The sequence below is a fragment of the Bradyrhizobium sp. HKCCYLRH3061 genome (genome assembly GCF_051168015.1).
In the GTDB taxonomy this organism is placed as follows: Bacteria; Pseudomonadota; Alphaproteobacteria; order Rhizobiales; family Xanthobacteraceae; genus Bradyrhizobium.
Map to the genome: position 1 here is coordinate 511,340 of NZ_JBNPUE010000002.1, position 23,056 is coordinate 534,395.

The 23,056-nt window shown below is 66.7% G+C and carries 21 protein-coding genes; 10 read left to right on the top strand and 11 right to left on the bottom strand.

Translation table 11 applies throughout. The features are described 5' to 3' along the window. Window positions 1-26 precede the first annotated feature (26 nt). Window positions 27-917 carry a LysR family transcriptional regulator gene (locus tag ACQR2C_RS06265; RefSeq protein WP_434880709.1) on the bottom strand — a complete coding sequence of 297 codons (891 nt, stop codon included), beginning with the start codon at window positions 915-917 and terminating at the stop codon, window positions 27-29. A gap of 99 nt (window positions 918-1,016) precedes the next feature. Here ACQR2C_RS06265 and ACQR2C_RS06270 point away from each other — a divergent pair, with 99 nt between their 5' ends. Then, window positions 1,017-1,736, top strand: a complete 720-nt coding sequence (locus ACQR2C_RS06270) for an SDR family oxidoreductase (protein WP_434880710.1) — start codon at window positions 1,017-1,019, stop codon at window positions 1,734-1,736. Between the two features lie 13 nt (window positions 1,737-1,749). Here the strand turns inward: ACQR2C_RS06270 and ACQR2C_RS06275 are convergent, their stop codons facing one another. The 4 genes from ACQR2C_RS06275 to ACQR2C_RS06290 all read right to left on the bottom strand — a co-directional run bounded on the left by ACQR2C_RS06275 (window position 1,750) and on the right by ACQR2C_RS06290 (window position 5,001). Further along, window positions 1,750-2,688, bottom strand: coding sequence for a S1/P1 nuclease (locus ACQR2C_RS06275; RefSeq protein ID WP_434880711.1), 939 nt, complete (start codon window positions 2,686-2,688; stop codon window positions 1,750-1,752). Between the two features lie 260 nt (window positions 2,689-2,948). Further along, window positions 2,949-3,557 (bottom strand): hypothetical protein, encoded by a 609-nt coding sequence (locus ACQR2C_RS06280; protein WP_316183107.1) that lies wholly within the window; start codon window positions 3,555-3,557, stop codon window positions 2,949-2,951. Further along, window positions 3,554-4,225, bottom strand: a complete 672-nt coding sequence (locus tag ACQR2C_RS06285) for a hypothetical protein (protein WP_316183106.1) — start codon at window positions 4,223-4,225, stop codon at window positions 3,554-3,556. The genes ACQR2C_RS06280 and ACQR2C_RS06285 overlap by 4 nt, the downstream gene beginning before the upstream one ends. Beyond that, window positions 4,222-5,001, bottom strand: a complete 780-nt coding sequence (locus ACQR2C_RS06290; RefSeq protein WP_434880712.1) for a MotA/TolQ/ExbB proton channel family protein — start codon at window positions 4,999-5,001, stop codon at window positions 4,222-4,224. The genes ACQR2C_RS06285 and ACQR2C_RS06290 overlap by 4 nt, the downstream gene beginning before the upstream one ends. 193 nt (window positions 5,002-5,194) lie before the next feature. On the opposite strand from ACQR2C_RS06290, the gene ACQR2C_RS06295 reads away from it, so the two are divergent. Next, entirely contained in the window at window positions 5,195-6,553 is a 1,359-nt protein-coding gene (locus ACQR2C_RS06295; protein WP_434880713.1) for a histidine kinase, read from the top strand. A 9-nt stretch (window positions 6,554-6,562) separates the two neighbouring features. Further along, window positions 6,563-7,210, top strand: coding sequence for a response regulator (locus tag ACQR2C_RS06300; RefSeq protein WP_434880714.1), 648 nt, complete (start codon window positions 6,563-6,565; stop codon window positions 7,208-7,210). An 85-nt stretch (window positions 7,211-7,295) separates the two neighbouring features. Here the strand turns inward: ACQR2C_RS06300 and ACQR2C_RS06305 are convergent, their stop codons facing one another. Both ACQR2C_RS06305 and ACQR2C_RS06310 read right to left on the bottom strand, forming a co-directional pair. Beyond that, a complete protein-coding gene (locus ACQR2C_RS06305; RefSeq protein ID WP_434880715.1) occupies window positions 7,296-7,883 on the bottom strand; it encodes a TetR family transcriptional regulator in 588 nt (195 codons plus the stop codon). Next, the gene (locus ACQR2C_RS06310) at window positions 7,880-8,053 is read right to left on the bottom strand and encodes a hypothetical protein (RefSeq protein ID WP_315801167.1); all 174 of its coding nucleotides are present in this window, start codon (window positions 8,051-8,053) and stop codon (window positions 7,880-7,882) included. Before ACQR2C_RS06310 ends, ACQR2C_RS06305 begins: the two co-directional genes overlap by 4 nt. Window positions 8,054-8,334: 281 nt before the next feature. Between ACQR2C_RS06310 and purB the strand changes: the two genes are divergently transcribed. Then, window positions 8,335-9,642 carry an adenylosuccinate lyase gene (gene purB, locus ACQR2C_RS06315; protein ID WP_434880716.1) on the top strand — a complete coding sequence of 436 codons (1,308 nt, stop codon included), beginning with the start codon at window positions 8,335-8,337 and terminating at the stop codon, window positions 9,640-9,642. Window positions 9,643-9,669: 27 nt separating this feature from the next. On the opposite strand, the gene ACQR2C_RS06320 is transcribed toward purB, so the two are convergent. Both ACQR2C_RS06320 and ACQR2C_RS06325 read right to left on the bottom strand, forming a co-directional pair. Beyond that, window positions 9,670-10,434, bottom strand: a complete 765-nt coding sequence (locus ACQR2C_RS06320; protein WP_434880717.1) for a hypothetical protein — start codon at window positions 10,432-10,434, stop codon at window positions 9,670-9,672. A 133-nt stretch (window positions 10,435-10,567) separates the two neighbouring features. Further along, the gene (locus ACQR2C_RS06325; protein WP_434880718.1) at window positions 10,568-13,003 is read right to left on the bottom strand and encodes a DUF2235 domain-containing protein; all 2,436 of its coding nucleotides are present in this window, start codon (window positions 13,001-13,003) and stop codon (window positions 10,568-10,570) included. 275 nt (window positions 13,004-13,278) lie between these two features. On the opposite strand from ACQR2C_RS06325, the gene ACQR2C_RS06330 reads away from it, so the two are divergent. Further along, on the top strand, window positions 13,279-13,821 hold the full coding sequence (locus tag ACQR2C_RS06330; protein WP_316183097.1) for a cytochrome b: 543 nt from the start codon (window positions 13,279-13,281) through the stop codon (window positions 13,819-13,821). A gap of 81 nt (window positions 13,822-13,902) precedes the next feature. Here ACQR2C_RS06330 and ftsH read toward each other — a convergent pair whose 3' ends face one another. Further along, the gene (gene ftsH / locus ACQR2C_RS06335; RefSeq protein ID WP_434880719.1) at window positions 13,903-15,750 is read right to left on the bottom strand and encodes an ATP-dependent zinc metalloprotease FtsH; all 1,848 of its coding nucleotides are present in this window, start codon (window positions 15,748-15,750) and stop codon (window positions 13,903-13,905) included. Between the two features lie 66 nt (window positions 15,751-15,816). Continuing rightward, window positions 15,817-16,770: a lipid kinase gene (locus ACQR2C_RS06340; protein ID WP_315801173.1), complete on the bottom strand. Its 954-nt coding sequence runs from the start codon at window positions 16,768-16,770 to the stop codon at window positions 15,817-15,819. Window positions 16,771-17,326: 556 nt separating this feature from the next. On the opposite strand from ACQR2C_RS06340, the gene ACQR2C_RS06345 reads away from it, so the two are divergent. The 5 genes from ACQR2C_RS06345 (at window position 17,327) to ACQR2C_RS06365 (ending at window position 22,935) form a co-directional block, all read left to right on the top strand. Then, window positions 17,327-18,304, top strand: coding sequence for a TerC family protein (locus ACQR2C_RS06345; protein WP_316183096.1), 978 nt, complete (start codon window positions 17,327-17,329; stop codon window positions 18,302-18,304). A 28-nt stretch (window positions 18,305-18,332) separates the two neighbouring features. Beyond that, window positions 18,333-19,286: an exopolysaccharide biosynthesis protein gene (locus tag ACQR2C_RS06350; RefSeq protein WP_316183095.1), complete on the top strand. Its 954-nt coding sequence runs from the start codon at window positions 18,333-18,335 to the stop codon at window positions 19,284-19,286. Window positions 19,287-19,526: 240 nt separating this feature from the next. Beyond that, entirely contained in the window at window positions 19,527-21,272 is a 1,746-nt protein-coding gene (locus ACQR2C_RS06355) for a CHAD domain-containing protein (protein ID WP_434880720.1), read from the top strand. Between the two features lie 84 nt (window positions 21,273-21,356). Further along, a complete protein-coding gene (locus ACQR2C_RS06360) occupies window positions 21,357-21,569 on the top strand; it encodes a hypothetical protein (RefSeq protein WP_315801177.1) in 213 nt (70 codons plus the stop codon). 193 nt (window positions 21,570-21,762) lie between these two features. Next, entirely contained in the window at window positions 21,763-22,935 is a 1,173-nt protein-coding gene (locus ACQR2C_RS06365) for a M20 aminoacylase family protein (RefSeq protein WP_315801178.1), read from the top strand. Window positions 22,936-23,056 lie beyond the last annotated feature (121 nt).

Here is a 23,056-nt window from a genome sequence, read left to right on the forward strand (position 1 = left end):
AGGTCTCCGGGCTACGCGCGCAACTGTCATAGTCCCCGCCTCGCATGGTCGATGAGCGCGCGGAGCTTGGGCGCCAGGTTCCGGCGCCTTGGAAAGTACAGGTAGAATCCGGCAAACGGCGCGGAAAAGCTTTCGAGCAGAGGCACCAGTTCGCCACGCGCGACGTAGGGCTGGAACGTCTCCTCCATGCCGAAGGTGATGCCGCCGCCCGCGCATGCGGTGCGGATCATCAACAACATGTCGTTGGTCGTCAGGCTGGGCTTCACCTCGACATTGAAGTCCCTGCCCGCTTCGGTGAACTCCCAGCGATAGGGAGCGGCCAGCGGCGCGGGCCGCCAGCCGATGCAGGCATGATGGATCAGGTCGCGCGGGTGCGCCGGCGCGCCGTGCGCTTCCAGATAGCTCGGTGCGGCAAAGGCCAGCTGCCTTTGATCTCCGGACACCGGGACGGCGATCATGTCCTGCGCGATGACTTCTCCCAGGCGCACGCCGGCGTCGTAGTGCTCGGCGACGATGTCGAAGGTGTCGTCGGTGATGGTGATGTCCAGTTCGATCGCGGGATAGGTTTGCATGAACGAGGACAGCAATGGCCCGGAGATGAAGCGCTCGGCGATGGAGGACACGGCCAGCCTCAGCAGGCCGGACGGCGGCCCGGCCTTGTCGCCGATCTGCTCGGCGGCGGCATTCAGCGCGCCGATCGCCGGCGCGACATCGGCATAGAAACGGCGTCCCGCCTCGGTCAGGCTGAAGCTGCGGGTCGTCCGGCTGACCAGGGAAATCCCGAGATGGTCCTCCAGCCTGCCCATGGCCTGGCTGACGGCAGACCGCGTCACGCCCAGACGGTCCGCGGCAAGGCGGAAGCTGCCGGCATCGGCGACCGCCACGAACAGCTCGATCATGTTCTTGTCGATCCGCATTGGTTAGACACGCTTACCACCGAGACAATTATTGGGCAAATTGTTGTGACAATCCCGGCAAACTAGCTTCCGTCCGTCACCAACCGACGGGAGTTGAACATGGACAAGGTCATCCTGATTACCGGGGCTTCGAGCGGCATTGGCGCGGGAATCGCACGCGAGCTGGCCGCCACGGGCGCGCGGCTGCTGCTGGGCGCGCGCCGCCTGGATCGGCTGGAGGCGCTGGCCGCCGAGCTGCGCGCGGACGGCGGAACCGCCGAGGTGCGGGCGCTGGATGTGACCGACAGCACCGATGTCGCGGCCTTCGCCGAGGCCGCGCGTGCCTTGTGGGGGCACGTGGACGTCATGATCAACAATGCCGGCATCATGCCGCTGTCGCCGATGGCCGCGATGAAGGTCGACGAGTGGGATCGCATGGTCGACGTCAACATCAAGGGCGTGCTGAACGGCATCGCGGCGGTGTTGCCAGGCATGCTGGCGCGCGGCTCCGGACACATCATCAACATCGCCTCGATCGGCGCTCTGCAGGTCGTGCCGACCGCCGCAATCTACTGCGCGACCAAGCACGCCGTGCGGGCGATCTCGGACGGGCTCCGGCAGGAAAATGACAAGCTGCGCGTCACCTGCATCCATCCGGGCGTGGTCGAGAGCGAACTCGCCAGCACCATCACCGACGAGACCGCAGCCGAGATGATGCGCAGCTACCGCGCGATTGCCCTGCAGCCGGACGCGATCGGCCGCGCCGTGCGCTATGCCATCGAGCAACCCGACGATGTCGACGTCAACGAGATCGTCGTTCGTCCGACGCGGGCGCCGTGAGGCGCAGGCGGCTCTACCGCAGCACCACCTCGAGCAGGTTGGCGAGCCGCGCCGCGGCAAGCGCGGCCTGCTTGCGGGCGAGGTCGCGGGCGTTGGTCTCGTACTCGCGGGTCAATTCGACCGGCTGCTTGTCCGTGCGAACGGGAGAGGCATAGGCCACCGTCTTGGCGAGATCGAAGCTCTCTTGCGCCCACACCGCGGGGTCGATGATCTGCGCCTTGCCGGCGTCGGGCGTGACGGTCGACAGGCCTCCGCGCTGGTCGGCGTCGAAGATCGCGCCGAACACGGTCGAATAGCCGCCGAAGATGCCGTCCCAATAGGCGTGCAGATTCTGCGTCTCGCCGTTGGCGGCGATCACCTGCTCCTCATTGCCGCCGCGGTCGCCGCCTTTGTCGGGAAGCGCGGACGAATAGCGGGCGATGGCGTGCAGCGGCTGGTGCAGATCGCCGACGAGGTGGATGCTCCAGCTGAGGCTGTACGAACGCAGCGGCTCCGAGGCGTCGGTGTTCGCCGGCAGCTTGGCGATCATCAGCTTGAGCTGCGACACCGCATCCACAGCATCAGGGCGCGGCAGCGGCGTGTCGTCGGCCGAGAACAGCGCGTCCTTGTAGTGCCAGTACTGATGCTTGAGGTGGCCGTACGGCACCAGCTGCTTCGCTGTCGAATCCGTCACCTGATCGTCGTAATAGTCCGGCTTCATCTTGATGTCGTCCGGCCAGGTCGCCGCATGCACGAAAGCGTAGAGCTTCTCCTGTCCCGCAGGCGCGCCGGCAATCCAGCTGGCGTAGTCGGGATTGAGCTTGAGCAGCGCATCGGCCCGGTCCCGCGTCGCCGGGGATAGCTTCTTGTAGGCCAGATAGGCGATCTGCATGTGGCCCTCGTCCCACCAGGCCAGAGCCGGTCCGGCCGGCCACAACATCAGGGCCAAAAACGCAATCATCAGCTTACGCATCGCGAAGCCCCCCTCGAGATTCAATCAACAAATGAAACGCGCATTCGGCTGGATTGCTAGACGATCCTGAGCCTAGCTTGAATGGAGAAAGTTGGCAATTTCACCGCTTGCGCCGCGGTCATTTTCCGCCGTCATTGCGGGCGCAGCGAAGCAATCCAGGGCTGCGAACTGGACCCTGGATTGCTTCGTCGCTTCGCTCCTCGCAATGACGGTGGCGAGTTATCGACTCTCCGCTGGGAGGTTCTTCCGCGTCGCCCCGTTCACTGCTCGTCCTTCGGCGGCATGCGCGGCGGCAGAAGTGGCGTGAACGAGACGCCGTCGCCGGCGTTCTTGGCGGCCTTGAACTCGCCGGTGGAGGGATCGCCGCCAGCGGTCTCGATGATGGTCTTCGGCAGGATGTATTCGCGCGCGGCGTCGATGACGCCGCCGTCGCCGGTGCCGAAATCAGCGGCGCGGCCGCCCTGCGGATGGCCCGCCGCGATCTGGTCGGCGGCGTGCTGGGCCTTGTCGGCAAGTGTGTCGCTGTAGGGAATGCGATAGGCGCGCGGCACGCCGCTCGGACGGTTGTCGTCGTCCAGCGCCTCGACCCACAGATAGACCGCGCCGGGATCGCCCTCGACGGAGTGCGGATCGACGATCCGCACCTGCAGCACCTTGAAGCTCCGCGGCAGCCGGTCGACGCTGGCCCAGCCGAGCAGGCCGCGGGCGCCGACGAAGCTGCCGACATAGAACGCGCTGGTGACGATCACTGCGACCGCCTTCACCTGCCACGGCAGCCTTGCATAGACCAGCACCAGCAAGAGCAGCGCGCCGATCAGCGCATAGCACACGGACAGCGTGACGATGACGGTCTGCAGATTGCTCATCATCGCCTGATCATCCTGACGCCGGTCTTGGGATCGAGGTCGGCGCCGTTGGCGCGGACATTCCGGAACGTCTCCAGCAGCGATTTCGGCCGCCGCTGGACGTCGATCACCTTGCCTTCCGCATTGAGCTTGAAGCGCAGCGCGGTCTTCTCGTCGCCGGAATGGTCGAGCACGACCTTGTCGTCGAAAATGACCTGGGCCGTCGGGTTGAGCTTCTGCACCTTCACGGTGGCCTCGACCGGCGCGCCGCTGACGTTCTGGAAATGCGAGATGTTGACGGTGTATTCGCCGGCGACGATGCCTCTGATCGTGACGATCTCCTCGCGGATCGGCGACGGGATCTTCAGGCCGTTGACCAGGATGAAGTCGTTGGCGCCGCCGCGGTCGTCGCGGTCGAGGGTGAGGAAGCCGGCCTCGCGATGCCGGTACCAGGCGATGTTGCCGACAGGGTCCTGCACGAACAGGTCGAGATCGTCGGGATGGTTATCCGGCCAGTCCATCGTGATCAGGAACTCGGCCTTCGAGTCGACCTTGCCGTCCTTGGCGTCCGGCGAGATCGCGAGCACCGCGATGAAGAAGAAGAACGCGACGATCTGCAGCGCCTTGAACAGCATGACGCTGAACGGGTCGAACTGCTCCTCGCGCGGATAGAGCCCGAAATCGTCCATCATGCGCCCTGCTCCGGCGCACGATCCATCGCGCGCTCGAGCCGCGGCGTCACCCGCGTCTCGGTGAGCATGACCGCGTCCGAGAACACGCGCCCGGTCGCCGCATCCAGCATGTAGTACTGGATGCGCACCAGGATCGAGCCGACGAGGCCGGCGAGCGTCGTGTACATCGCCACCGCCATGCCGTCGCTCATCAGCCCCATCGAGGATTTCATCGCCAGCTTGTCGTTGACGTCGAGGCCGGCAATCGGCGCCAGCATGATGATGAAGCCGATGATGGTGCCGAGCAGGCCGAGCTTCATCAGCGTGTCCGAGGCGAAGCCGCCGAAGCCGTTGGAGCCGCGCAGGCGGTCGGCGAGCGTCCGCAGCAGCAGCGTCTGGTCGAGGCGCCCTGCCCCCTGCGTTTGCGCCTTGGTGACGAGGCTGCGGATGTGGTTGGTGACCAGCCCATTGGGAAGCAACTGCGCATCAGGTTCGAGCGCGCGCGCCGCATCGGGCCCGATCAGCACGGCGCGGCAGCGCCGCGCCGCATCCGCCTCGCGCGCGATCGCTCTGGTGCGCCAGAAGCAATGGCAGCACGTGGCGACGTAGAGCACGGCGACGACGCTGGAGATGTAGGTGCGGTCGGAGGCGACCATCAGGTGGAAATAGCCGTAGCGGGCGAGCACCACGGCGGCGAATATCGTGAGGCCGGTGAAGATCATCCAGAGCAGCAGCGGCCCGCGCTCGGCTGCGTCGCGCGCAGGTTCCACTCGTTCGGCACTGCTGACCACGCTCATGCATGAACTCCCGATGCGCGCCGTTTCGTTCGGCGCTTCGCACAGGAGTTAAGCAGAGCGGCGGAACAGCGTCCAAAGACATCTGCCTCGAGGCTCTCGGGAAAATTTCCCAACCTTCCGCTTGCTGCAGTGCATTTGCTTGGCGACGGACCATCCCATTGTTACGCTGCGGCAAAGCCGTGGAGAGGATCGCATGCGTCTCGTGCTCCAGCTCATTGCGCGCCTCGCGCTGATCGTGCTGCTGTGTCTGGCCGCCGCGGCCTTATGGGTCACCGTCGACGCCTATCGCAGCGTCGACCGCGCCACCGCGGCATCGGCCGACCGGGTCTCGCAAGCGCTGGAGGCGCTGTATTGGCGCGAGCTGCTGCTGCGCGGCAACCGATCGCGCGAGCGGCTGCTGCCGCTGCCCGACTGGCGCACGACCGAGACCATGAAGCTGATCGCGCCCGGCATCTGCGTACAGTTCAAGCCCGAGGCGGCGTTCGAGAAGCCGCTGTGCGGCCAGAGCAAGGGCCTCGGCGCCGCGCCGCCGCGCTGGTTCTCAGGCGCCGTGGAAGCCATCCTCGGCGATCACGCGGCGGTCGCGCAGCCGATCAGCGCGCGCGCCACCACGGCGGGAACCGTCTCGGCGATCGCCGATCCCGATGCGGCGATCCAGCTCGCCTGGCTGCGCATCCAGGACAGCTTTGGCGTGGCGCTGGCGATGGCGGTCGCGATCGGCGTACTGGCCTCGCTGGCGATCGCCCATGCGCTGGCGCCGGCGCGCAGCATCGTCTCGGCGCTGCAGCGGATGGCCGAGGGCGACCACCGCCCCTCACTGCCGCGCTTCCGCTCGATGGAGCTCGCGATGATCGGCCGCGCCGTCGGCGAGCTCGGCGACCGGCTGGCGCAGGCCAACGAGCAGCGCGCCGCGCTGACCGAACGCCTGCTCGACATCCGCGACGAGGAGCGGCGGGCGCTCGCCCGCGAGCTGCACGACGAGTTCGGGCAGAACCTCACGGCGATCCTCGCCTTTGCCTCGACGATCGAGAGCGCCGGCCATGGCCGCAACGATCAGGTCGCCCAGGATGCACGCATGATCACGCAGTCCGTCAGCCATCTGATGGCGTGCCTGCGCGGCACCTTGAGCCGGCTGCGCCGTCCGCTCACCGAGGAGCTCGGCCTCGCCGCAGGCCTGATCGCGCTGACCGAGAACTATCAGCATGCCGCGCGACCGGCGATCCGGCTCGACCTCCACGGCGATCTCGCCGACATCCAGGGCCCGGTCGCGGTCACCGCCTACCGGATGGCGCAGGAGTGCCTGACCAACGCCCTGCGCCACACCAGCGCGAGCGAGGTGTCGTTGCGGGTCGAGCGGCGCTCCGGGCCTGACAGTGCGCTGCTGATTTCAGTCGAGGATGACGGCGGCGGCGATGCGACATTGCTGGCGCAATCGCGCGGCTTCGGCCTGACCGGAATCCGCGAGCGCATCGCCGCCGTCGGCGGCTCGCTGTCGATCGGAGCGGCCGCGCGCGGGCTCAGCGTCTCCGCGACAATTCCACTGGCCGCCTGAATTACGGGGATGCCCGAGCGCACAGGCATTTCGATCCTGCTGGTCGACGACCACCCGGTGGTCCGGCAAGGCTATCGCCGCGTGCTGGAGAGCCAGGACGGGTTTCGAGTCATCGCCGAGGCCGACAGCGCCGCGGCGGCCTATGCCGCCTTCAAGGCGCATGCGCCCGACGTGGTCGTGCTCGACATCTCGATGAAGGGCGCCAGCGGGCTGGAGGCGATCCGCAACATCCGCGCTCGCGACAATCGCGCCTGCATCCTGGTGTTCTCGATGCATGGCGACGCGCCGCTGGTGAAGGCGGCATTCGCCGCCGGCGCGAGCGGCTTCGTCACCAAGAGCAGCGAGCCGTCGGCGCTGGTCCGTGCCATCCGCATGGTGATCAGCGGCGGGCGCGCGCTCAGCGACGACGTCGCCCATGTGCTGGCCGCCGACAGCCTCGATCCGCAGCAGACCGTGCTGGACCGGTTGGGCGAACGCGAGATCGAGATCCTGCGCCAGTTCGCCTCGGGCCTGACCACCGAGCAGATCGCCGCGAACCTGCACCTCAGCGTCAAGACGGTGCAGAACTATCATTATCTGGTGAAGGCCAAGACCGGATTGCAGACGGATGCACAGCTCGTGCGGCTGGCGGTGACCAGCGGGCTGACGGATTTGTAGTCCGGATGAGCGCAACGATATCCGGGGTCTCACGCACTCCGCGTCTGAACCCGCATGTCGCTACGCTCATGCGGGCTACGCTTGGCTAACGCGCCGCAAGCCCGCGCAACAACAAGGTCAGCACCGCATCGGCCCGGGCCTGACAGGTGCACTCGCCCCACTCGTCGGCATGGGCGGGATGATGAAAACTTCTCGTCGCATCGAAGATCGCGGCGGCCGCGGTCTTGGGATCAGCGACATCGAACGCGCCCTGCGCGACGCCCTCCGCGATCATGCCCTCGACCTGGGCGATCAGGTTCTGCTTGTGCGCCTTGACCACCGAGCACGCCTCGCGCGCCAGGGTGAGATAGGTCGCGAACATCTCCGGATCTTCGCAGACCCTCTTCTGCTTGGCGCCGAACAGCTCGCGCAGCCAGCGCTCCAGCTTCGCCGGCGCGGGGCCCGGCTCCGCCGCGATCTGCGCCAGCGGCGCGCTGACCCGCTCGAGCCAGCGCTTGGCAACCGCCTCGCGCAGCGAGGCCTTGCTGGGAAAGTGACGATAGACGGAGCCGTGGCTGACATCGAGCGCTCTCGCGACGTCGACGACCGTCGCTTTGGCGAGCCCGTACCGGCGCAACACATCCTCGGTGACTTCGAGGATGCGCTCGGATGTCAGAACCACGGCCTCATTCATGCGTGCACCATATCGGCGTCGGACGTATGCGCCTTGATCTGGATCGTCTCAGCCCGATCGGCGGACGACGGCGCGCGGAACTTGGCGGCCTGGGCCTCCAGGTGACGTGCGACCTGGAGATTCAGCCAGTCCTGAAATTGTGAGTGCAACAATCGCTTTTCAATCTTCATCGAAGCGGTCCTTCGCAGTTGAAACCGCTGAACCCAAGGTCAGACAGTGCAGGTTGGTCTTAAGCAAGATGGCAAAATGGATATACACCATCGCGCTGACAGATTTCAATATCTGTCAGCGCGATTTTCAAAAAATGGTATTATGATCCTGAGCCGGCAAGCCAACCGGCCGGAAAGACCGCCGTTTGTGTCGATCCGGCCGCTCTGGTAAAGCGCGGCGTAAAATGCCGGCGTGGACGCTTGGTCCCGCCCACCTTCCCTCCCGCCTTGGAGCGCCGTCGATGATCCCCCGCTATAGCCGTCCCGAAATGGCCTCGATCTGGGAGCCGCAGACCCGGTTCAAGATCTGGTTCGAGATCGAGGCGCATGCGGCGGACGCGCTGGCCGAACTCGGCGTGATCCCGAAGGACGCGGCCAAGACGATCTGGGCCAAGGCCAAGGACGCCACCTTCGACGTCGCCCGCATCGATGAGATCGAGCGCGAGACCAAGCACGACGTCATCGCCTTCCTGACCCATCTCGCCGAGATCGTCGGCCCCGAGGCGCGTTTCGTGCACCAGGGCATGACCTCCTCCGACGTGCTCGACACCTGCCTCAACGTCCAGCTCACCCGCGCCGCCGACCTGCTGCTCGCCGATCTCGACCGCGTGCTGGCGGCGCTGAAGACGCGCGCCTTCGAGCACAAGATGACGCCGACCATCGGCCGCTCGCACGGCATCCACGCCGAGCCGGTGACCTTCGGCCTCAAGCTCGCTTATGCCTATGCCGAATTCTCCCGCGCGCGCGAGCGCCTGGTCGCCGCGCGCAAGGAAGTCGCGACCTGCGCGATTTCCGGCGCCGTCGGCACCTTCGCCCAGATCGATCCGCGGGTGGAGGAGCACGTCGCCAAGGCGATGGGCCTCAGCCCCGAGCCGATCTCCACCCAGGTGATTCCGCGCGACCGCCACGCGATGTTCTTTGCGACCCTTGGCGTCATCGCTTCGTCCGTGGAGCGCCTGGCGACCGAAGTGCGCCATCTGCAGCGCACCGAGGTGCTCGAAGCCGAGGAGTTCTTCTCGGAGGGCCAGAAGGGCTCGTCGGCGATGCCGCACAAGCGCAACCCGGTGCTGTCGGAGAACCTCACCGGCCTCGCCCGCATGGTGCGCGCCTATGTGACGCCCGCGATGGAGAACGTCGTGCTCTGGCACGAGCGCGACATCTCGCACTCCTCGGTCGAGCGCATGATCGGCCCCGACGCCACCGTCACGCTCGACTTCGCGCTGATGCGCCTCGCCGGCCTGATCGAGAAGCTGCTGGTCTACCCGGCCAACATGGAGAAGAACCTCGACAAGCTCGGCGGCCTCGTGCACTCGCAGCGCGTGCTGATCGCGCTGACCCAGAAGGGGGCGAGCCGCGAGGACTCCTACAAGCTCGTCCAGCGCAACGCGATGCCGGTCTGGCGCGGCGAAGGCGACTTCCGCACCTTGCTCAAGGCCGATGCCGAGGTGAAGAAGTATCTCACAGATGCCGAGATCGACGAGCAGTTCGACCTCGGCTACCACCTCAAGCACGTCGACACGATCTTCAAGCGCGTGTTCGGGGAGGCGTGATCCCGTGTCGGGCAGGCGGACGTCGCGTCAGTCCGCCCCCTCGCACTTGTCCTGCTTGACCTTGAACATCTTCCGAAACTGAGTCTCGAGCGCGCTCCGCATCGCCTCCATCTTCGTCTCGCCGGTGTTGCGGAGGTTGTAGTTCACAGCGCAATTGGTCCAGCCGAAATTGACCAGATAGATCCGCATGCGCTCCTGCCCGTCCGGCTTCTGCGCTTCGGCGGCGTACCGGGCGACGCACGCCTTCGGGCTGGCGTTGTCGGCACAGCCCTTGTCCACGGTCTGGCGAAACATCTGCTGCAGGTCGGTCTTGCCCGCGATCGCGTCGACGAAGCGTGCGCAGGCGGCGGCAGGCTGATAGTCGCGCAATGCCGAGGGCGTCTTGAAGCCGCGGGTCTGGGCCAGCTCGAAATCGCAGCTGTCCTTCAGCTCCGCGATCTTGGCGCGGCGGTAGTCGTCGACGCCGGGCAGCGCGATGAACTCCAGCCGGGCGGCGACGTCGAGCGCAGCCTTGCAGGCGCGATCGATCTTGTCGGGGTCGAGCGCGGCGACCGCCTTCGGCTCGAACGCCGGCAGCGTGCCGGGGGACTCGAAATCGGACGGGCCGAACAGCAGACGCGTGGTGTTGCGCAGCCGCGTCTCGTCGTACTTGGCGGGATCGTACCGGACCGTGAAACGACAGCCGCTGTCCCAGGACATCGTCCGCTCGGCTGCATTGGCGCTGGCGGCGGCGAGCGTGACGGCGGTGAGCGCCAGGCTTGCGATCCATCCGGTCCAGCTTCGTCGGGTCATGGCACTCCTCGCAGGCGACCTTTGCCTGCATCCTACCCAGTCCCGACGCCAACACCAACCCGTGCCGCGCAGCATCCGCAGCGTGACGTCGTCACGCTCGACGCGGCGACTCCAGAGCTGACGGCGCGCCCAGCTACAGCTTCTTCAGCGAGACGACCGCGTTGCCCTTGTTGTTGAAGTAGAATCGATACAACAGCAGCCAAGGAAGCAGGATGGACGTGTCGTTGACATAGACGAACACTTCCCCATCGCTGCGGGCCGTGAACCTGGCTGTCCAGCGGCGGCTGCCGGGCGTTTCCTGCTGGAAAGCCGGGAGATGCTCCTCAAGCCCGGTGCTGCCCACCCGCACGATCGGCGCGAACCAGTTCGACCAGATCAGACGCTTGAACGGGACGCCGGGCAGTTGGGTCCAGGTGCCGTAACCGAAGCCGGCCGGAGTCGCAGGGATGCCGCCGTCGCTCCATGCCTCCCCGACGTCGAGCACGATCTGATAGGTCTCGCCCTGCGCCACGGTCAGCGCCGTCGGATAGCAATGGTGACGCGTCTCGAACACTGGCCGGATGCTTCCACCAGGGTATGCGCCGATCTCTGTCTGCTCGACCTCGGTCGGCCTCAACGTCTCCTTGCAGAACAGCCCGGCCGTATTGGCCGCGCCGAACCCCAGCCACCAGAACAGCCAGAACATGATGGCGAACGGGAAGATCCACGTTTTGAGCAGATAGAAGCCGGCAACATACCAGCCCTGGCGACGCAGCGAATAGACGGTCGCGCGCCAGCCGGTCACCGGCGTGTGCCGTGACGGATCGTTCCAGGCGATGCGTGCGGCGTCGCGGATCGTTCGCTGCAGGGAGGTGCCCCACGCCGTCAGGCCGAGGGCCACGGCTACTCCGATCAGCAGGAACCCTGGGGAATCCCGGAATGCGACGAACCAGGGATCGAGAAACTTCGGCAGGAACGCAGCGGCCGCGTTGACCACCGGATCGCCCACCACGTGCAGCGGGACGTAGAGGAATCGCGGCCAGTAGATGACGAAATAAGGGATCGCCGCGACGAACAGCAGCGCGAACATGGTCGTGAAATAGACCACGCGGCGCAGCCACACCCAGCTCCAGACATCGTCCTGGACACGTATCCGCGCGCGTCCCTGATCGCACGGATGCAGCGCATCGACTGATGTGCCCGAGTCGTCGGTCACGCGGTAGCTGGCCGGCACGACGACCGGTGCATAATGATCGGTGCCCGACCGGATGCGTTCGAAGACGGTGTGGTGGATGACAGGCTTCGCCGGCGGCAACGGCGGCTGTGGCAGGCTCGGATGCAGATCGCCGGCCAGAAGCTCCGTCTGCGGCTTGAACGGCGAATGCAGCAGCCATTTCATGCGCCTGATATCGTAACGCAGCGATAGCTTGTACGGCGGCGCGTCGTAGATCTCTCGCAGATTGCGCGGCTTGTAGCGGTAGTAGGCCGCAAGCCCCTTGCGGGAGTCGTTGAGCTTATCGAGCGGATCGATCTCGGGGTCGTAGAGCAGGCTGCGCCGCTCGTCGAGATAGACGAGACCATAGGCCTGAGCCCGGTCCAGCATCCAGTCGAGCGTCACATAGGACAGACCATCCTGCGGATAGCCGCCGCCGATGTCGGAGTGCACGCCGGTGAACCACACCTGGCTGATGCGCTCGCGGTCACTGGCCGGCAGATCGGTGCGCAGATGCGGCGGCGGGTCGGCGCGTTTCGCGGCCTCGCTGCGTGGATCGTGATCGATGCCGAACAGCCAGTCCTTCTTGTCACTCCGGCCGGGCACCGCCTCGTCACGCCCCCACACGTAGCGCTCGTCCCAGATCACCGGGCGGAACGCATCGCGCTCCTCCTCGATCGCGAGCGCATGGCAGGCGCGATGGATCTTCGAGCTCATGAATTGGTCTGGCATCGACAGCGGCCAGATCCAATAATCGATGGCACGGGTCATCTCCTCGATCGGACCGCCATAGGCGTCGACCGTGTCCCAGATGCCGACGAAATGGATGCTCTCCACCTCAATGGGCGGCGGCTCGGGGGGCAGGTTACGCCAGCTGCGCAGCTCGCGGATTCCCCAATCGCGGATCCCGCGGAGATCGAGGCCGATCCTGCCGAGATAGCGGAGGATGCCGCTGTTGTAGCGCCGGCGGTAGCGGCGATAGGCATCGGCGGCGAACCGTGCCAGATCAGCGTCATTGTTGTTGTAGGGAACGAGCCCCTGCCCCGCGATCATCGCCGCCACGATGCGGATCGTGAAAGCGCCGCGGCTGAAGCCGAAGCAGTAGATGCGATCGCCAGGCCGGTAGTTGCGGCAGCAGAAGCTATAGAGCGCAATGACGTTGCGCTTCAGGCCGAATCCGAAGATGCCGCCGAGCGCAGCGAACAGCTTGAACGACGAGGTGCCGACGCCGTCGTCGTAAAACGCGATCTGCCGGCTGGGATCGCGCAGATCGAGCAGTTGGAACAGCCGCCAGACATTCGTCTTGAACAAGGCCTTGGCACTGTTGCCGGTCCCATCCGACAGCAGCACGATGTTTCTCGCAGCAGAGTTGGACATGAGGCCCCCCGACCAGAATGCCGGAGCGGAGCTTGGGACCCAATTGTAATAAAAGCAAGGCGCAATCCCCGCGCGAGCGACTTGGGCTGCTCGGCCTGTCAGATTGCTCTCGGGATCGCAGCAGCGACCGTCTCCGCGCAGCTCGCATCACCCAGAAATGATCGAGAGAGACCCTCATCCAGTTGTCGTGCGAGAGGACGTCGACCTCTGATCCTTCGACATCGCGCCAGCGTGGTCTTATGCAGGCCGCTCCTTTGCGCGTGCGAGACCCGGATATGATCGAGACGACGACCGCCTATGATCCCCTGCTGCGATGGATTCACTGGGCCACCGCCCTGCTCTTCATCGCGGCCATGCTGATCGGCCTGTATTGCGGGCTGCAGCCGGCGGGGACGTCGCCACGGCGCGAACTCCTGGAAATCCACAAGTCGCTCGGCATCACGCTGTTTCTGCTGGCGATCGCCCGGCTGATCGTGCGGGCCCGCACCAGTGCCCCGCCCGCACCCGCGGCGTTCGGTCCGGTTGTCCGCGCGCTGTCGCAGCTCAATCACTGGGCGCTCTATGCCGTGCTGCTGGTGATGCCGGTGACCGGCTACATGTTCTCGTCGGCCGGCGGCTATTCGCTGCGTTATTTCGGAACCTTCAGCTGGCCGCGGCTGTTCGCCGGCGACAAGGCGATCGCCCATGCCGGCGAGGTCACGCACGATACGCTGGCCTATCTGGTCTATCTCGTGGTCGGCCTGCACATCGCGGCCACGCTCTGGCACGCGTTCGTCAAGAAGGACGAGACCTTGGCCCGGATGTGGCCGCGGCGGTGAGCGTAGGCGCGTCGCATCTCGTCGTAGAATGATCACTCTCGCCCGTCATGCTCATCGATCAACCGACGAGCAGGAGACCCATTAGATCGGCTTCGCTGCCACGACGAGATCGCCGGCGCGCTGGTCCTGCTTCAGCAGCGTGGCCAATTCGCTCTCATCGAGCGTCTCCTTGACCAGCAGCCGGCGCGCGGCGCGCTCCAGGACGTCGCGCTTGTCCTGCAGCAGCTTGCGGGTGCGCTCGAGCGCTGCGGTCACGATGGTGCGCACCTCGGCGTCGATCGCGTCGCCGGCCGCCTCGCCATAGTCGGCGCTGCGCGAGGCGCCCGGCGCCAGGAACGACTGGTTGTCGCGCTCATAGGCGACCGAGCCCAACTGCTCCGACATGCCGTAGCGCGTCACCATCGAGCGGGCGATGTCTGTGACGCGGCGGAGGTCGTCCGCGGCGCCCGTCGACAGATGGCCGTAGACCACGAGCTCCGCGGCGCGGCCGCCGAGCAGCACCGCCATCTTGTTCTCGAGCTCCTCGCGCGTCATCAGGAAGCGGTCCTCGGTCGGACGCTGGATGGTGTAGCCGAGCGCGCCGACGCCGCGCGGAATGATCGAGACCTTGTGCACGGGATCGGTGCCGGGCAGGCTCATCGCCACGATCGCATGCCCCATCTCGTGATAGGCGACGATCTCGCGCTCCTTCGGATTGAGCAGCCGGTTGCGCTTCTCGAGCCCTGCGACGATGCGCTCGATCGCGTTGTTGAAATCATCGAGCGTCACCTCGTTAGCGCCGCGCCGCGTCGCCAGCAAGGTGGCCTCGTTGACGAGGTTGGCGAGATCGGCGCCGGTGAAGCCCGGCGTCAGCGCCGCCACCTTCTCCGGATCGACATCGGCGGCGAGCTTCGCCTTCTTCAGATGCACGTTGAGGATCTGGATGCGGCCCGGCTTGTCGGGACGGTCGACCAGCACTTGGCGGTCGAAGCGGCCGGCGCGCAGCAGCGCCGGATCGAGAATCTCCGGCCGGTTGGTCGCCGCCAGCAGCACCAGGCCGGTGGAGGAATCGAAGCCGTCGAGCTCGACGAGGAGCTGGTTGAGGGTCTGCTCCTTCTCGTCATGGCCGCCCGCGAACGGGCCCATGCCACGGGCGCGTCCGAGCGCATCGAGCTCGTCGATGAAGATGATCGCCGGCGCCTTGGCGCGCGCCTGCTCGAACAGGTCGCGCACGCGCGCCGCGCCGACGCCGACGAACATCTCGACGAATTCGGAGCCCGAGATCGAGAAGAACGGCACGCCGGCCTCGCCCGCCACCGCCTTGGCGAGCAAGGTCTTGCCGGTGCCGGGCGGGCCGACCAGCAGCACGCCCTTGGGCATGCGGCCGCCGAGCCGGCCATAGGATTTCGGATCCTTCAGGAAGGACACGATCTCGCGCAGCTCGTCCTTGGCCTCGTCGACGCCGGCGACGTCCTCGAAGCGGACGCCGGTGTTGGCCTCGACATAGACCTTGGCCTTGCTCTTGCCGATCTGCATCAGGCCGCCGCCGAGCCCACCAGCGCCGCCCATCATCCGCCGCGAGAGCCAGTACCAGACGCCGAAGAACAGCGCGATCGGCATCACCAGCGAAAGGATGTCGCCGAGGATGTTGCTCTCGACCCGGCCGGTGAAGGTGACATTGGCCTTGGCGAGCTCCTTGGCGAACTCCTGGTCGACGCGGGTGGTCGCGAAGCGCGTCTGCCCGCTCGGCAGCGGCTCCTTCAGCGTGCCTTCCAGATAGTTCTCGGAGACGCCGACCTCCTTCACCTTGCCGGCGTTGAGCAGATCCTGGAATTGGCTGTAGGGAATGACGGCGACCTGGCGATAGCTCGTCCACGCATTGTGGATCATCATCGCGACGAAGATCGCGACAACAGCGTACCAGAGATTGAAGCGGGTCTGCTTGGTCATGGGTCTCTCGATCGGTGATCAGTCGAAAACGGGCGGCCGCAACCTGCGGATCATCCGGCGCCGCCCTCAGGTGCGGTCCTGCGCTGCGGCCTTGGGCACGAACACCGCCACCGCGCGCGGCAGCACGGAGAAGCGCGCCGGCGTGAAGGTGACGAGCTCGCCGTCGGCATTGATCGGGCGCGGCCGCCGGGTGCGGATCTCGAATGATGTGTCGCGCGATGCGCGCACCTCCTGCCACAGGCCGTGGCGGCCCCTGCGGAAGTCATAGGCCATCGCCAAGAGCTTCCAGACGCGGCCGATCTCCAGCGAATAGAGATCGAGGTGGGAATCGTCGATCTCGGCACGGTGGTCGACCGCCATGCCGCCGCCGTAGTAGCGGCCATTGCCGACCGCGATCTGCAGCGTCTTGACGCGCACCGCGCCGTCGGACGACACGATCATCGCGCGGAACGGCCGGGCATTGGTCAGCACCTTCAGCGCCGTGACCGCATAGCCGAGCCGACCGAACCTGCGCTTGGTCTCCTTGGTCAGTTGACGCGCGAGCTCGGCGCTCAGGCCGAGGCTGGCGACGTTGAAGAACGGATGGCCGTTGACCTCGCCGAGATCGATCCGGCGGCGATGGCCGGCGGCGATCACGTCGACCGCGGCCTCCATGTCCTGGGGCAGGCCGAGCGTACGGGCAAGGTCGTTGGCGGTGCCGGCCGGAATGATGCCAAGCGGCAGGCCGGTCCTGACCAGCGCCGGCGCAGCCGCGTTCAGGCTGCCGTCTCCCCCGGCGACGACGACCGCCTCCGCGTCGTCGGCATGGGCCTCGATCCACGGCGCCACCTCGCGCGGACTATGCGGTGCCGAGATCACGAGATCATAGCCGGCCGCGCTCAGCCGCGACACGGCAATGCCGGCCGCCTCGCCGCCGGAGCGGCTGCCGCGGTTGATGATCATCAGGAGGCGGCGCGTTGCCACGGCGGGGCGCGACGGCGGCGCCTTCGCGATCGATACCTGGTCACCCCCCGTGGTCACGATTGTCTCCCGTACACAAGATGCCAGCGCGCCTCGGCGCGCGGGTTCCATACAAAGTGGCGAGCAGGCACTCCGGTTCCATCACGATCCCGGCCCCAACCGGAGGATTCCGGAAGGCACGCGGATGACGATTGTCTGGATGGTGAAGTGGGGGGCGAGAGCCGCGAGGGCCGATAGCTACAAGCGACGCGTGTGGCCGCATCTCGTCAAACTCCTCCGCGCTCCAAAGCGCGCAATACCGTCAGCGGTATCGGTCATGAAAGAGAGTCCGACATCATAGTCCCGGGGACTATCAGAGGGGCCCGGATCTCCGGTCCTCTGGAATTAGTTGACCGACGCCCGCCTGCAAGACGCCTGCCGGGGTGGCAGACACTCTGTCGCACCTCGCCGTTCATCTTGCTGAACGTTGACGCAAACCGCGGGCTCTTGAAAACCAATCGGCACACACCTACGTCCGTCGCCTACCCCTGGTCCGGGCCCCTCTGGTGAAGCTGCCGGTGCGCTCACGATGTCGGACCTGACATCAATCTCACCGGCCTGATTAAGAGGACCCGTCGTGGAATTCCTGTTCATCGCGTTTGCCGGCAAGCCCGTCTGGATGTGGCTCGCCTTCCTCGCAATCGTGCTCGCCCTCCTCGTCTTCGACCTCGGCATCCTCCATCGCAAGACGCGCGAGATCTCGGTCCGCGAGAGCCTCGTCATGAGCGCCGTCTACATCATGCTCGCCCTGGCCTTCGGCGCCTGGGTGTGGTGGCAGCTCGGCGCCGAGGCCGGCACCGCCTATCTCACCGCCTTCACGATCGAGAAGGCGCTGGCGATGGACAACGTCTTCGTCATCGCCATGATCTTCAGCTATTTCGCGATCCCGCGCGCCTATCAGCACCGCGTGCTGTTCTGGGGCATCGTCGGCGTGATCGTGCTGCGCGCGATCATGATCGGCCTCGGCGCCGCGATCGTCGCCCAGGCGAGCTGGGTGCTGTATCTGTTCGCGCTGTTCCTGGTCGCGACCGGCGTCAAGATGCTGGTGTTCAAGGACAAGCCGCACGACGTCGGCGCCAATCCGGCGCTGGCCTGGATGCGCCGCCGCTTCGACGTCACCGACCGCCTGCACGAGGAGCGCTTCTTCGTGCGCCAGCCTGACGCGCGCGGCAAGCCGACCTGGTTCATGACGCCGCTGTTCCTGGCGCTGATCCTGATCGAGTTCGCCGACGTCATCTTCGCGGTCGACTCGGTGCCCGCGATCTTCGCGATCTCGACCGACCCGTTCGTGGTCTACACCTCGAACATCTTCGCGATCCTCGGCCTGCGCGCGCTCTATTTCGCGCTCGCCGCGATGGTCGATCGCTTCCAATATCTCAAGCTGGCGCTGGCGGCGGTGCTGATCTTCATCGGCTCGAAGATCTTCCTGGCCGACCTGCTCGGGCTCGAGAAGTTTCCGCCCGCCATTTCGCTCGGCATCACCTTCGGTCTGCTCGGCGCGGGCATCGCCTACTCGCTGTGGAAGACGCGGCCTGCGGTCGAGCCGATGAAGTGAGGCAGGTCAGAGGACATGAGGTTGCTGCGTGGCAATGAATGATGTCACATCCGACGATGAGGACTCCTCGGCGCCGCGCCGTCACAACGGGCCGATCAGCCGCCGGCTGCTCGCGATCGCCCGCACGGTGCGGTCCGAGGAGCCGTCGATCGGCGAGTTGTTCGACCGGCTGGAGTCGGAAGGTCTCGGCCTGACCCTGCTGCTGCTGACCCTGCCGGCGCTGATCCCGTTGCCTGGCCCATTCGGCATGGTGTTCGGCACGTTTGTCGCGCTGGTCGCGTTGCAGATCCTGTTCGGCGCCGAGCGGCTATGGCTGCCCGAGCAGTTGCGCCGCCGGCCGGTGCCGCAGCGGCTGCTGCGCAAGATCATCCGCGCCGGGCTGGACTGGGCGGGCTATGCCGAACGCGGCCTGCGCGAGGACCGGCTGGTCTGGCTGACCGGCCGGCCGGCGCGGATGCTGCTCGCGCTGCCGCTGCTGCTGATGGCCGTCACCATCATCCTGCCGATCCCGATGGGCAACGTGATGCCGGCGCTGGCGCTGATCGCCGCCTCGATCGGCTTCATGGCCGGCGACGGCCTCGCGGTGCTGGTGTCGATCCTGATTGCAATGGCCGCTGTGGTGTGGACGGCCGTTCTGCTCTACACCGGCGCCGCGGCGGCCGATTATGCCGCAACTCTCCTGGCACGGCTTGCGGTGCAACTGCGGGCCATGCTGGAAAGCATCGGTGTCGATCTCGGCTTTGCCGCCGGCGTGACAACCGTGTTTGCAGTGGCAACCGGCATCGCCGCGCTGGCCCTCTGGGTGCAGGCGGTGCGCCACCGCCGCAGCCGGCGCGCATCCTACGATCCGGCGCAGGATCCCCGCGAGCGCTCCCGCGCGCTGGCGCGTCGCGGCCGCGGCCTCGTGGCCGCCGCGAGCATTGCGACCACCGCAGCCGCCGTCTTCGTCGCCACGCGCTTCATGCTCACCGGCTCGATCTGAAGTTCCCGCTGTGGCAGCGCGGCCGCGCGACGGTGCATTGCGGCTGCGACGGACATATCTCCGTGAGCGCCTGTCCGCGCAAGCGCGAGCACTTGTCATTGAAGCGGCAACAAAAAATGCGACCGGTAAGCGCCGACGCGTCGCGTATCATCGACGCCCTGCGAGAAATGCCACTGTCCCTTTGTGCCGGCTGCAGCTATACGAGAGATGACTGTCACTAAACGGTTACAGAATCGACACATGCCCGATTCGAACGCACCGGCGTCGATCCACGGCGATGGCCATGCGGTCGGCGTGCGGGAGGGGGGTGAGTCGGCGAGCAGCGATCCCGGCGGCGCCGCCGACAGCTTGACTGCGCAGCACCTTGCCGATCATGCGGTCACGCAGGGTGATGCCACGGCGCCCAGCGTGGACGCCGCGGCGCCGTCCTTGCCGGATCCGGCGGCCGGCAGCGGCCACGAGATCGAGCTGAAGCTTCTCGTCCCACCCGATCAGCTCGCCGGCTTCAACAACGCGCCGGTCGTCATCGCGCATGCGCGCAACAAGGGCTCGCGCAAGCATCTGACCTCGGTCTACTACGACACGCCGAAGCGCACGCTGTGGAAGAACGGCTTCACCTTGCGGGTGCGCCAGAGCGGCTCGCGCTTCGTGCAGACCGTGAAGGCGCAGCACTGCGACGATCCGCTCAAGCGCGGCGAATGGGAGGCGAATGTGTCTTCGCTGGCGCCCGATCCGGCGCTGGCGGCTGCGCTGCTGCCGGAGGAGCTGCGCGCGACGCTGGCCGATGCAACGCTCGAAGCGGTGTTCACGGCCGACGTGCATCGCCATGCGCGCATGCTCGACGTGCCCGGCGCGACCATCGAGATCGCGTTCGACAGCGGCGTCATCAAGGCCGCCGAGCACAGCGAGATCGTGAGCGAGATCGAGCTGGAGCTCAAGAGCGGCAACCCCGCCGCCATCTACGAGATCGCACAGCGCATCGGCGATCACGGAGCGATCCGGCCTTCGATCCGCAGCAAGTCGGCGCGCGGTTTCGATCTCGCCACGGGCAAGGCTCCCGGCGCCGAGAAGCCGCGCAAGCCGTGCCTCGATCCAGCGGTGTCGCTGGACGAGAGCTTTGCGATCGTCCTGCGCGGCAGCCTGCATCATCTGTTGCAGGCGATGCCTGCGGCGGAGGACGGCCGTGATCCGGAAGGCGTGCATCAGTTGCGGGTGGCGCTGCGCCGCCTGCGCGCCGCGCTGCATCTGATGCGGCCGCTCGGGACCTCGGCGAGGCTCGACGGCCTCGAGGCGGATGCGCGCTGGCTGGCGCAGAGCCTCTCGGCAGCGCGCGACCTCGACGTGTTCCTGACCGATACGCTGCCCGAGATCGCCGAGGCCTGCCCGACGGTCGCAGGCTTCGACTCGCTCCGGGCGCTCGCCGAGCGGCGGCGCGAGCTCGCCTATCGCACGCTGCGCATCGCGATTGCCGAGCGCCGCTGCGCCGCTTTCGTGCTCGGCCTCGGCGAATGGATCGAGACCCGCGGCTGGCGCAACGACGTCTCCCCCGACGATCTCCGACGCCTCGCCGCGCCCGCGATCGATTTCGCCGGGCCCGTCCTGTCGGAGCGCCATCAGAAGGTGCTCAAGCGCGGTCGCCGCTTCAAGAAACTGCCGGCCGAGCGCCGCCACCGGCTGCGTCTTGCGCTGAAGAAGCTGCGCTACAGCATCGACTTCCTGCTGCCGCTCTACGGCGCCAGCAAATCGGCGAAGAAATACGCGAGAACGCTCGCCGGCTTCCAGGAGCAGCTCGGCCACTACAACGACATGGCGGTCACCGCCGGCGTGATCGAGACCCTCGGCACCACCTCCACCGACGCGGCGATCGCGGCCGCCGCGATCACCGGCTGGCAGTCGCATGCCATGGCGGGCGTGGAGGAGCCGCTGCGCGAGGCGTGGCGCGCCTTCACCAAGGCGCCGACGCCGTGGGAGGCCGAGGAGGCGTGACGACCGGAGGCCGATGACGTCGATTCATGGACCGCATTGATCTGGTTCAAGACATCCGGGCGAGAGATGTAGGAGCGTGATCCCATGAAGATATCCAGCGTGACGTGTCCTCATTGCCGTGCCGCCTACGAGATCGCGGAATCGACATCCGCGGTCGGCTCGGCCGGCCGGTTCGACTGCGGCGTCTGCGGGACGCCATTGGCGGCGTGGGACGAGCCGAAGCTGCGGGCCTTCCGGCTGGAGGTGCCGCCCGAGCACAAATACCCGCGCGTGCCGGCCCCCGCTCCGCTCGCCTGACTCCCGTTCCGAAATCCGGAACGACCGGCATGGTCGGTCGAGATGACCGCGCATCTGCGCATGGCACCATGGCCGGGCGCAACTTGCCTGGCTTTTTTGACCGGGTCATAGTCGGTGACAGCGCGGTGCTGCCGGCCGGTCTGGCCGCATCACTGCAGCGTCCCATTCCACTTCAGCGAGTCATCCGGTCCTCATGCCCATCCTCAACAGCATTGCCGCTCTCTCCGACGAAATGGCCGCCTGGCGCCACGATTTCCACGAACATCCCGAGCTGCTGTACGAGGTGCATCGCACCGCCGGCATCGTCGCCGACAAACTGCGCGAATTCGGCTGCGACGAGGTCGTGACCGGCATCGGCCGCACCGGCGTGGTCGGCGTGATCCGCGGCCGCAAGTCGGCCTCCGGCAAGACCATCGGCCTGCGCGCCGACATGGACGCGCTGCCGATCGAGGAGACCTCGGGCGTGCCCTACGCCTCGAAGACGCCGGGCCTGATGCATGCCTGCGGCCATGACGGCCACACCGCGATGCTGCTGGGCGCCGCGAAATATCTCGCCGAGACTCGCAACTTCGACGGCACCGCCATCGTCATCTTCCAGCCGGCCGAGGAAGGCGGCGCCGGCGGCAAGGCGATGGTCGACGACGGCCTGATGACGCGCTGGGGCATCCAGGAGGTCTACGGCATGCACAACATGCCGGGCGTCCCAGAAGGCCATTTCGAGATCTCGCCCGGACCGATGCTCGCCTCGGCCGACGCGATCCACATCAAGGTCACCGGCAAGGGTGGCCATGGCGGCGCCGGCCCGCACCGGGCGATCGACAGCATCCTGATCGCCTCGCAGATCGTCAACGCGCTGCAATCGATCGTCGCCCGCAACGTCGACCCATTGAAATCCGCCGTCATCTCGGTCTGCTCGATTCACGGCGGCACCACCTTCAACGTGATCCCCGAGACGGTCGAGATGCTCGGCACCGTGCGCACGCTCGATCCGGAGATCCGCGATCTCGTCGAGAAGCGGATCGTCGAGGTCACCGAAGCCACCGCGCGCGCCTATGGCGGCTCGGCGGAAGCGATCTACGAGCGCAAATATCCGGTGACGATGAACCACCCTGCGCAGGCGGCTTTCGCCGCCGACGTCGCCCGCGAGATCGCTGGCCAGGAGCGCGTCAACGACCGCGCCATTCCGCTGATGGGCGGCGAGGACTTCGCCTTCATGCTGGAGGCCCGCCCCGGTGCGTTCGTGTTCCTCGGAATGGGTCCCGGCAACGAGTGCCACCATCCGGCCTACCGCTTCAACGACAACATCCTCAGCGCCGGTGCGTCGTACTGGGTGAAGCTGGTCGAGAAGAGCATGCCGGCGAACTGATCGGCTGACGAAAACGTAAGGTGGGCAAAGCAGCCGCCGAAGGCGGCAGCGTGCCCACCGTCGCGCGGCATTCTCCGCGGCGAGATGGTGGGCACGGCGCCACCACGATCTCACGCGACGA